We start from the raw sequence: 7,150 nt of genomic DNA, 5'->3' as shown, positions 1-7,150 counted from the left end.
TCCTTGTCTCGGCTGCCTCAATGACGTTTTTCAACAGCCTGCTAAGAGCATGGGCAGTAAGAACGTGAATACGGGGAACCTGTTGGCTCAGGACAGTCGCTTGTGATGAAAGCGCTGCGCAGTTTCCGATGGGCTTTCACCGAACAGTTTGCGGTAGTCGCTGGCAAAGCGGCCCAGATGGCTGAAGCCCCATTCCATGGCAATGGCTGAGACATTGCGGGTGGAAAAGTCTTCCAGAATCGCCCGTCGGGCACATTCCAGCCGGTACTTTTTCAGGTAGGCCATGGGAGACATCCCGGCGTGCTGCTTGAAGGCATCAAACAGCTTGAAGCGGGATACGCCTGCGGCCTGCTCGATATCTTCCAGACAGAGGTTGTCGCGGGCGTGATCGTGGATGAACTGTCGGGCGCGCAGCAGGTAATGCGGCAGGCGGGTGTCGTAGCGACTGTGCAGTTCATCCGTGTAATTGCTTGGCTGCGCCAGAATCAGCCCCTTGATCAGCGCTGTTTCCATATCGCGGGAAAAGGCGGTGTGCTGGAACAGATCACGGGCGCTTTCCATCTCATCCATGAAGTAGCGCACCATGCGCCACCAGGAGCCGGTGCCGCCGTTGCTTGCCTCCACCCGCGAGGCAAACTGCAAGGGCTTGTCGATCTTGCGCTCTAACATTGATTCCAGCACCGAGCGCATGGCGTTGCGCTCAATCGCCACCTGCATCTTGCGGCAGTTACCGCCGATGGTCAGCTGCTGATGCTGGTCGGGTGAAATGATCAGGCCGGTATCCTGATCGGAAATGTGACGTTCGCCGTCCTTGCTCAGCTCTTGCTGGCCGCTGACGGGCAGGCTGATGCTGTAGCAGTTGAGCTGAATGATGTCTTCCACACCGATGGTGACATCGGTGCCGTACTCGATATGGCCGAGGGTGGTCGACATGGATTTGAAGCGGTTGCCGGTGTAGTGAAACTGGATATGCCGCGGTACATCGGCCCGCAGCGAATGGGGGCCACAGATGATGGACATCCACGAGCGGGCGCCATCCAGATCATGATGATCGGCGTGCACATCGTGGAACTCAATGCAGTTGCTGGCTCTCATCGGGGTGATTCCTGACTCTCACGGTAGTGGCAGGTCGCCGGGGATGACCCTGTCGCCGTGCTTACGGCCAGCTTGTCTGCCATGGTGCTCTGTCGGCACTTTTTCACTATTCATGCAAATTCGGTGCCCCCGGCCTCCTCACTGGCGGTGGCTGGCCGCGCCGTGAATTACGCTGAAAAAGCGCGAAAAAACAGCGAGATAGTCAGGGCAGGCGGATGCCGCCTATGCGAACAGCGCTGCCACTGCACCTGAACGGATCAGTCAGGGTCACGGAAAGTAGCACTTTGAGGCGCCCGCGATGCCGTTTATTGACCGTCAGCAAAGTCTGGCAGGGAGGGGGTTGAGCGGATAGTGCCTGCAGTATGTGGATAAACCCCGGTGCTTTTTCTGGTCGTTTTGGCTTATCAAAGGTGTTGCCAGAGTTACAAGGCAGACGCCAAGCCAGTGCGGCCAGTGTGTGGGAGCGGTGGGGGGAGCGGTGGGGCTGTGAGGAAGTGGAAGAGCAATCCACCCAAGTTAAGCCTCAGCATGTCTTTTGAGTCAAATGTTTACGTGGCTTTCCCCGGTCCTTTGGTCGGGGCTTAGACGTGCCCGGTCGTCGGGTAAAGGTACAGCGTGCTATCTGCTTTGTTGCTTCCACCAACCACTTCATGGCGGTCAGGACCACGGGCAAAATATCTCTCAACATCATGTGACCGTATGCACGGTTGATCGCCTGACCAACGCGGATCCGATGCTGCCGTTCGGTGAACATCACCACCACCCTTTCCAGATTGTCACAGACGATCCTGGCGGCAAAATCCTGCATGACGGCGCGCTGGGACAACCCCGATACCTGCTCTATCTGCAGCCGATGCTTTAACCGCTTGAACGCCTCTTCAATACGCCAGCGTCGATGATACAGCGCCTTAAAGACTCAGGCAGGAAAGCGATGACGATCCATCAGGTTCGTCATCACCCCATGGACCTTCCCGTTTAGCGTCCGGTATTTGGCCAGTCGCACGGGCTGAGGGGTGGACAGACATTCATACGAGACGGCGTCCTGCTGGCTGGGAGCGGGCAGCATCACGTCTTTATCCTTCTGACCGGATGACATGAATTCCTTGACACAGCGATAGCTCAGCGCATCTACCCGCATGCAGAAAGGCACCTCACGCTGGTTTAATACCGCCACCAGCCAGCGGCAGGGGTAACCGCGATCCAGCAACAGCAAGTCATCTGAGCGCAGATGGTCCAGATGCTCAAACAGCATCTGCCGTTCACCCACCTGGGTGGAGTACAGCGAGGCGGCTAACATCATTTCAGCCTCGACCAGATAGAGGCCGAAGGCCCGCTGCTGTGGTCGGGCAGTACATGCCCAGTGACAGGCCCGCACCGCCAGATTCAGGTGCGAGGCATCTGCCGCGATCAGACGCAAGCCACGCCAGCGTGGTATCAAAGACTCGCTTTCCAGCAGTGCCAGCAGGTGATCATTCAGCACGGTAAAGGCGGAGTGAGACAGTTTGGCGCGCCTGGGCGAAGGCCTGTTCTGATACGTAATGAGAGAGGCCGGGCTGGTGCTGACAGGAGGCAAAGAACTGATCCAGTTCCACCTGCACGCTTTTACTCATGGAGCGCAGCATGCAGGCAATCAGTGAGGTCAGCGGCAATTTACGTTGTCGTGAAAAGCCATTGGGGTAATCAGGGTGACGCGCCTGTTGTGCGAACGTATCAGAGTGCAGAAAGGTCATAAATCGTTGAAGCAGGGCAGAAAGAGACATGGGAATACAGCCGCAGAGGAATGAGTTCCCTATTGGTCGCCGTCCGACACAGGAGCCAAGAAGCAGGTTAGTCGGACGGCGATCGCATAAAACATCAATAAGTCAATGATTTATATTGGTTTTTTATTAACTTGGGCGGATTGCCCACAATCCCCCATACCCCGGGCGCAGCTCACACACTGACGCCCAGCAATTCCTCCAGTTTTTGCAGATAACCCGGAATATCCACCTCATCAATCTGCTCCGGTTTCAGGAAGCGGTGGGCGTATTCGAGATAAACGCCGGACTCCAGAAACAGATGCAGCAGGCTTGGGTCCAGATGCTGGTCACGGGCCATAAAGAACAGGATGCGGATGGATTCTGACAGCGGTTTGGCCGGTTTGTAGGGGCGGTCGGCGGCGGTCAGGGCTTCAAATACATCGGCAATGGCCAGCACCTTTTCCTGTACCGACATCTGCGGGCTGGTCAGGCGGCGGGGGTAGCCGTTGCCGTCCAGCCGCTCATGGTGGCTGCCGGCGATGCGCGGCACATCCCGCAGTGGCCGCGGCCACGGCAGGGCATCGAGCATGATGATGGTCTGCACGATATGTTCGTTGATCTTGAAGCGTTCTTCTTCGGTCAGGGTGCCGCGGCGGATGCCGAGGTTGTAGCGCTCGCCGAGGTTGTAGGCCACTTCCGGGGCGCGCATATCGAAGCCCCAGCGGTTGGCCGGGTTGTCGTGCTCGACCGGCGGACGGCGGCCATGCCAGTGGAAGATGTGGTCCGGTTTGTCGGCCAGCAGCTGTTCGGTGGCCGGTAATGCCGGATGAGGAATCCGGTCGTAGCGCTCACGCTCTTCCTGCGACAGCCCCAGACGATCATCAAAATGACGCACCCACAGCTGGTCACCGATCTGCTGGATGCGCACCACCGCCTCTTCATCGAGGAACTCACCGCCAATATTGGTATTGGCGATAAAGGCAAAATCTTCCTGCAGTTGCTGCTGCCGTGCGTGCAGCTGGTCCTGCATCAGGGTCTCCGGCTCGCCGCTGGCAATACCGCGCCAGTAGTCCAGCTCGGCATCGCGCCACAATACCTCGAAGCGGGTGCGGACTTCATGAATGCGGTTGTACAGGGTTTCCAGCTTGGTGGCTTTATCGACCACGTATTCGGGGCTGGTGATCTTGCCGCAGTCATGCAGCCAAGCGGCAATGCGGAAGACGGTGCGGTCAGCTTCGCTCATGGAAAAGTGGCGGAAACGCGGCTGCTGGCTGCGGCTGGCACGGTCACTGAGCAGGATGGCCAGCTCCGGCACGCGCTGGCAGTGGCCGCTGGTATGCGGTGATTTGGCGTCGATGGCGTCGGCCAGCAGTTTAATGATGGCCTCCAGCAGCTGCTCCTGCGATTCGATCAGCTGGCGGGTATCGATAGCGATGGCCACCACCCCGGTCATTTCATTGATGAAGTAGTGGAAGTCGGCCTTGTCGGTATGCTGCATTTCCGCGGGCACCTTGAGCGCCACCACGCCGAGCAGCTCCTGCTCACGGTTGCGCAGCACCACTTCGTGCCAGCTGTCACTGGCGGGCAGCTGATCACTCAGTAACCGCTCATTGCGGGTCACTGAGCCGTCAGGCTGCTGCTGGGCGTGGATGCGGGTCGGGCAGTCGCTGACCGCCGTGGTGCCAGCCAGCACGAAGCAATTTTCCTGCTCATTCCACAGATAGACCGCGCCGCCCGACAGGCCGGTGGCGGCCACCAGACGGCGCAGCACTTTCTCCAGCATGGCCTCGATGCGGGTTTCCTGACTCAGCACATGGGTAATGGCGAGGAAGTTGCGGATGGTGGCGGTCATCTTGTCGATCACCCCGCTGAGTTCATGCACTTCCTTGAGACGGGTATTGATGCGGGTATGGCTGCCAAAGTTGAACTCGGTCAGGGCCTGAATCTGGTCGGTCAGGCGTTGCAGTGGCCGGGTCAGGCGGTGGCCGAGAATCCAGCCGATGAGGATCAGCACTACCGCCATCAGCGCGGTGAGCTTGAGGTTGCTGATCATCAGTGAGCGGGTCTGGGCCAGCAACTCATTGGCGGGCAGGCTGATATACACCGACGAATGATTGCCGTGCACGGCGGTCAGTGGCTCCACCACGCCAAACCAGTCCGTGCCATTGACGCTGAATGACTGCGGGCCGGTTTTGGTGGGCGGGTTGTTGTACAGGTATTCCAGCGCCGGGGCATTGAGCTGCTGCACCATGGGCAGACTGATATCACTGCGGCTGCGCTGCAGGTGCTCCTCAATCTGCGGATAGGCCATCACCTTGCCGTCGTCGGCAATCACCGCAATGCGGGTGTTGGGGGTCATCTGCAGCGAGCGCATCTCGGCGCTCAGGTCTGACACCGAGGCATCCATACCAATCACCGCCAGCCCGTCAGCACTGCGCCGCGCCAGCGTCACGCCGATTTCATGGGTGCTGAAGAATACGTAGGGCGGGGTCAGGGTAACGTCATTACTTTCACTGGCGCGCATATACCAGGGGCGGCTGCGCGGGTCGAACTGGTAGGTGCTCATCTGCCAGCGGTCGAGCAGGCGCAGGTTGCGGTCGTAGAAGCGCCATTCGCCGATGATGTTGTCATCGGGCTGCAGGCTGCGGCTCTGCACGATATAGGCGCTGTCTGCCGGGGCGGAGAAGTAGTTGCGCTGCTTTTCCGTCGCCAGCTTGCGCAGCAGGAAAAACTCGCCATCGGGGTAGCCGACGTAAACCGCCCCGATCATCGGATTGTTGGCGACCACTTCACTGAACACCTGCAACCGCCCCAGACGCTCGGGCATGCTGGTGGCGGCAGAGATGCTGTCAAATGACAGCAGACGCAGGGTACTTTCCGCCGGTTCCAGCAGGCGGCGGATACGCTCGTTGAGGGTGGCACTGAGCTGACGGGCAGATTCACCTGCCGCCGACACCAGTGCGGTTTCACTGCCACGCATGCCCTGATAGATAAAGATGCCGCTGGTCAGCAGCATCAGAAAGACGATGGAGAAAATAAACAGGAACTGCAGTGACAAACGGCGTGTACTTCCTGACATCGGCGCGGTCCATAAACAAAAGTGGGGTGCTACTGCATCACGTTCCTCCGAAACTCCGGGGCGGAAGCTTCACTGAGTATAGACACGATTTGGTCAACTGCGACTTTGTGGAAATAGCACATAAGTGCGAAAAATTGGCGTCGTTACTCCAGCACAATAGAGCGATAGCCGCTGTCTTGCCCGAGATCGTGAACACGTTCGAAGGCGCATATCCCCCTCGTGCTTTTTTGCCTGCAGGCGGGGTATTTGTTAGGGTAGGTGGCCCCGTTTTGCGGGCACCTGTTTCCGGGAACCTGTGCCTGAGCGGCAACAGCCGGCAGTCTCGGAGAGGTAACGGTGGCCTTACCGTTACCCGGGTTTTTGGGATGTTTCTGTTCGACAAGGAGTCGTTATGTCTACAAGTGCGTCGCTGCTGCAGCGTTTCCTCAATAATCCCCTCGCCATGCTGGTGCGGGTGATGGATCTCACCCCCTACGAACGGTCCCTGCGTGAGCAGGAAGGCAGCCTGACGCTGCTGACCGGGCTGATGTGCTTCAGCCATCTGCCGACCAATCATCGTTCCAAACTGAAAGAAGCCATTCTGCGGCTGCCGGATCAGCGGCTGGCCGACAAGCTCAATGTCATGCTGGCGGTATCGACGTCGCAGCCGTTCTGGTTCAACTGGCAGCTGGATGATGAGGCGCTGAACGAGCACTTTACCGGCAGCCGCCGTCTGCAGGACGCCATCACCCAGATTGGTCTGGAAAGCACCGACAAGCTGACGCTGGAAAGTCTGGCCATGGCGCTGCTGGGGGCCACTCAGGGTGGCATCAAGAATGCCCGTGGCGCTCAGCTTAGCGAAAGCCATCCGTCCACCCCCGGTGCGGATCAGGCCATTGTGATCGTGCTGATCGAGATGGTGCGGCTAATGGCCGGGGAAGATCAGACCGGCACGGCCGAGCGCATGCTGCGACAGGGCGGCCTGACCGAGCTGTTGATTGCTGCCTGAGCTGTTGACTGATTAACAGGTCGTTGAAAATCTATCTGCGTTGCCGAATACCGCGTCAAAAACAGGCTCACAGCCAAAGGCTGAACGTGCTTTAGCACGGCCCCGAAGGGGCGAGCGGAGCGAGTCAAATGCTCATTTAGTTTACTAAACTCCGCTTTTTCGCCTGTTTCTTCCTTGTCTCGGCTGCCTCGATAACGTTTTTCAACAGCCTGTTAAGACAAAGCGGGCCGTACTGGCCCGCTTTGTATT

Annotated in this window: 6 protein-coding genes; 1 reads left to right on the top strand and 5 read right to left on the bottom strand. The window is 58.5% G+C overall.

The genetic code is table 11. The features are described 5' to 3' along the window. Nucleotides 1–87: 87 nt before the first annotated feature. The 5 genes from WH50_RS25670 to WH50_RS27065 form a co-directional block, all read right to left on the bottom strand. Nucleotides 88–1,095: an AraC family transcriptional regulator gene (locus WH50_RS25670; RefSeq protein ID WP_165838573.1), complete on the bottom strand. Its 1,008-nt coding sequence runs from the start codon at nucleotides 1,093–1,095 to the stop codon at nucleotides 88–90. 523 nt (nucleotides 1,096–1,618) lie between these two features. After that, entirely contained in the window at nucleotides 1,619–1,999 is a 381-nt protein-coding gene (locus tag WH50_RS26765) for a transposase (RefSeq protein WP_207780508.1), read from the bottom strand. 12 nt (nucleotides 2,000–2,011) lie between these two features. Beyond that, nucleotides 2,012–2,575: a hypothetical protein gene (locus WH50_RS26760; RefSeq protein ID WP_207780504.1), complete on the bottom strand. Its 564-nt coding sequence runs from the start codon at nucleotides 2,573–2,575 to the stop codon at nucleotides 2,012–2,014. Next, nucleotides 2,565–2,855, bottom strand: coding sequence for a hypothetical protein (locus WH50_RS26755; protein WP_207780502.1), 291 nt, complete (start codon nucleotides 2,853–2,855; stop codon nucleotides 2,565–2,567). Before WH50_RS26755 ends, WH50_RS26760 begins: the two co-directional genes overlap by 11 nt. A gap of 172 nt (nucleotides 2,856–3,027) precedes the next feature. Then, the gene (locus tag WH50_RS27065; protein ID WP_110190320.1) at nucleotides 3,028–5,913 is read right to left on the bottom strand and encodes an HD domain-containing phosphohydrolase; all 2,886 of its coding nucleotides are present in this window, start codon (nucleotides 5,911–5,913) and stop codon (nucleotides 3,028–3,030) included. Nucleotides 5,914–6,304: 391 nt separating this feature from the next. Between WH50_RS27065 and WH50_RS25655 the strand changes: the two genes are divergently transcribed. After that, nucleotides 6,305–6,901 carry a hypothetical protein gene (locus WH50_RS25655; RefSeq protein ID WP_110190318.1) on the top strand — a complete coding sequence of 199 codons (597 nt, stop codon included), beginning with the start codon at nucleotides 6,305–6,307 and terminating at the stop codon, nucleotides 6,899–6,901. The last annotated feature ends 249 nt before the right edge of the window (nucleotides 6,902–7,150 follow it).

The organism is Pokkaliibacter plantistimulans, from assembly GCF_003194385.1.
GTDB lineage: Bacteria > Pseudomonadota > Gammaproteobacteria > Pseudomonadales > Balneatricaceae > Pokkaliibacter > Pokkaliibacter plantistimulans.
The sequence above is the reverse complement of the archived record's forward strand: the minus strand, read 5'-3'. Positions and strand labels throughout refer to the sequence as shown.